The sequence below is a fragment of the Ferrovibrio sp. genome, from assembly GCF_041906005.1.
In the GTDB taxonomy this organism is placed as follows: Bacteria; Pseudomonadota; Alphaproteobacteria; order Ferrovibrionales; family Ferrovibrionaceae; genus Ferrovibrio.
In genome coordinates this window covers 1-1,507 of sequence record NZ_JAYRJY010000018.1, presented here as the reverse complement: position 1 = coordinate 1,507, position 1,507 = coordinate 1, and the positions used below count along the sequence as shown (strand labels likewise).

Sequence of the window (1,507 nt, the reverse complement as noted above, 5' to 3'; positions counted from 1 at the left end):
GCCACGCAAGCCCAGCAATTCGGCTATATCGCCTGGCTGTTCGCGCTCGATGCGCCGATGCTGGTCCTGTTCTGCCTGTGGCGCCGCGGCCTCCGGCCGGCGCTCGCCTATTGGTCCGGTGCCTGGAAACTGGGCCTTGCCGGCGGTGTGCTCTCGGCCGGTGCCTATGGCATCTCGATCTTCGCCATGAGAGACGGCGCCTTCGCCCAGGTAAGCGCCTTGCGCGAAACCAGCGTCATATTCGCAGCGATCATGAGCGCCTTCCTGCTCAAGGAACGCTTCCGCAAACGCCGCTACGCCTCGGTGAGCCTGGTGGCGCTGGGTGCCGTCCTGCTGCATTGACGGCATTGCTTGGCCGGCGCTGAAACTTTTCTGTAATGGCAGCGTTCCTGGCCAGTCTGCGCCGCGCCCGCATGCTAATTTCGCCGCCGGCAATAGAGGCCGGGAGAGATTTCGCATGCTGTCGGACCAGAACAGGAAAAGAGCGTCGGCCTCGACCGTCCAGGCCCTGGCGGGCGAACAGTCCCAGCGCCCCGACAATGCGCCGAGCTATGCGCACTATCTGCGTATCAAACAGGGAGTCGGTGCCGAAGCGCTGAAAGCAGCTGGCCTGTCGGCGGCAGAAGGGCTCTCCTATGATGCCTATGCCGCGGCCCTCCGTGCAGCGAAGACCGGCGCGCGTGGGCAGCCGCCGATGCAGGCCCTTGGTTCGGACACACTCCCATCGCAAGCGTTGTCTGGGCAAGCGGTATGCGGGCCGGCCAAGCACGCGTTGCGGGCGGGCGCACCGATTGCCTGGTGGGTGGGTCTCAGTGTCGCTTTTGTCGGTGGCATGGCCATCAACGAAATCATGCGGGACCGGGATCTATCGGGTGGGCCCGATCTGGCGCCGGCCGCCACGGCAACGACGGAGGCAGCGTCGCCCGTTGCGGAAAGCCCGGCACCGATCCTGCTGCTGCAGCCAAGGATCGCCCCGGCCGATCACCTGTCGCGGCCGTCGCCAGTGGCAAGTCTTCCGGCTGCAAGCCCGTCGCCCGAAAGCCCCTCAATGAATGCCGGACCTGCCGCCTCTGCCAAGGCCGCCCTCGAACCACGGGTCGCGGTAGCGGCGCAGCCGGTGCCCCTGCTGCCAAAGGCGAAACCGATGGCGAAAGCGGCCCAACCGGCGCCATCGCCCGCGGTAAAGGCGCAAAAAACCCCCGCGCGCAGCCAGAGCCAAGCCCCCGCTCTCTGGGATCAGCTGACCGATCTGCTGGCGCGGAATAAAACCTCGGAAGCCACTGCGAAGCAGCGCTGGCGCAATAAATCCGAAGACAGATAGGAACCGGCCCCGATTCAGTCGCCTTTCGGGGACATTGCCGTGGGCGCGAGGGGCAGTAAGGGCCAGGCTTGCCGGCGGCCGATGAACTCCCCTATGACAGGTTCGTGAAGAGTTTTCTGTGGACCGGCGCCGCGGACGGCGCGAAGCTGGCGCCGCCTCCTTTGGGGCCATATCGAGACGAGTTGG

Annotated in this window: 2 protein-coding genes; both read left to right on the top strand. The window is 66.0% G+C overall.

From position 1 onward, the window contains the following. Positions 1-342, top strand: a 342-nt coding sequence (locus ACE3OO_RS20205) for an EamA family transporter (protein ID WP_374305908.1), incomplete at its 5' end; no start/stop codon positions are given. A gap of 115 nt (positions 343-457) precedes the next feature. Continuing rightward, entirely contained in the window at positions 458-1,321 is an 864-nt protein-coding gene (locus ACE3OO_RS20200; RefSeq protein WP_374305906.1) for a hypothetical protein, read from the top strand. Positions 1,322-1,507 lie beyond the last annotated feature (186 nt).

Excerpts from the sequence above, each read along its gene's own strand:
- ACE3OO_RS20200 (WP_374305906.1), top strand. The coding sequence starts at position 458 with ATGCTGTCGGACCAGAACAGGAAAAGAGCGTCGGCCTCGACCGTCCAG.